The following is a 1,163-nucleotide window of genomic DNA, read 5'->3' as shown; positions in this document are numbered from 1 at the left end:
GCTCAACAATGCGGTGGGCGACACCGCCACGGATATTTCGCGTACCGCAATCGCCCGCGGCAAGGTCGCCAATACCAGCGTGCCGAACTGGCTGCTCGGCGGCGAACGTGTGAAGGCAGTGGTTGCCAATCGCGAAACCGTCCGGATCGAACGGCTGCAGCAACAGCAGCAGGTGATCGTCACGGCCAGAAAGCAAAGGTGCCCCTCCGCGCAGTGAGCCGGCGCCCGGTCGGGCTCGCCCCGCCTCAAGCGCTGATGCGGAACCGTGTTGAATCGATCGCCGCGTTCATCAGCGTCTGCGTGTAGGCCTCGCGCGGGTTGTCGAAGATTTCCTGCGTCGGTCCTTCCTCGACGATCTTTCCCTGCTTCATCACGATGATGTAGTCGGCCATGGCGCGCACCACAGCGAGGTCGTGGCTGATGAAGAGGTAGGACAGCTCGTGGTCGGCTTGCAGCTTGCGCAGCAATTCCACGATCTGCTTCTGCACCGAGCGGTCGAGCGCCGAGGTCGGCTCGTCCAGCACCACCACTTTCGGCTTCAAGATCATGGCGCGGGCAATGGCGATGCGCTGGCGCTGGCCACCGGAGAATTCGTGCGGATAGCGGTTGCGGGCGTTGGGATCGAGGCCGACCTCGCGCAACGCCTCGACGGCGCGCTGGTCGCGCTGCTTGCCGGTCAGCGAAGGCTCATGCACCAGAAGGCCCTCGGTGATCACCTGGCCGACGGTCATGCGCGGCGACAACGAACCGAACGGGTCCTGGAAGACGAGCTGCAATTCGCGCCTGAGCGGCCGCATCGCCTGGCGATCGGCTCCTGAGATGTCGCGGTCGCCGAAGCGGATGACGCCGTCGCTGGGCAAGAGCCTGAGCAGCGCGCGGCCGAGCGTCGACTTGCCCGAACCGGATTCGCCGACGATGCCGATCGTCTGGTTGCGCTTCAGCCTGACCGAGATCTTGTCCACCGCGCGCAGCATCAGCGGCTCGCCGCCGAGGAAGCCGCCGCCGATCTTGAAGACGACTTCGACATTTCGGCCTTCGAGCAGCACCGGCGAATTGGCCGGCGGCGCCGCCTTGCTGCCGGTCGGCTCGGCCGCGAGCAGCATTTTGGTGTAGGCATGCTGCGGATTGGCGAAGAGCGCTTCCGCCGCGCCCTCCTCCACCAC

General features: G+C 65.8%; 1 protein-coding gene and 1 pseudogene. One reads left to right on the top strand and one right to left on the bottom strand.

The annotated features are described in order from the left end of the window. Positions 1-217, top strand: a pseudogene (locus EOA27_RS37345) (hypothetical protein); the annotation flags it as partial. 28 nt (positions 218-245) lie between these two features. Here EOA27_RS37345 and EOA27_RS37340 read toward each other — a convergent pair. Beyond that, positions 246-1,163: ATP-binding cassette domain-containing protein (locus EOA27_RS37340; protein ID WP_145970862.1), on the bottom strand; the 918-nt coding region annotated here is incomplete at its 5' end.

Origin of the sequence: Mesorhizobium sp. M2A.F.Ca.ET.037.01.1.1 (assembly GCF_003998075.1) — a bacterium.
Taxonomy (GTDB): domain Bacteria; phylum Pseudomonadota; class Alphaproteobacteria; order Rhizobiales; family Rhizobiaceae; genus Mesorhizobium.
The sequence above is the reverse complement of the archived record's forward strand: the minus strand, read 5'-3'. Positions and strand labels throughout refer to the sequence as shown.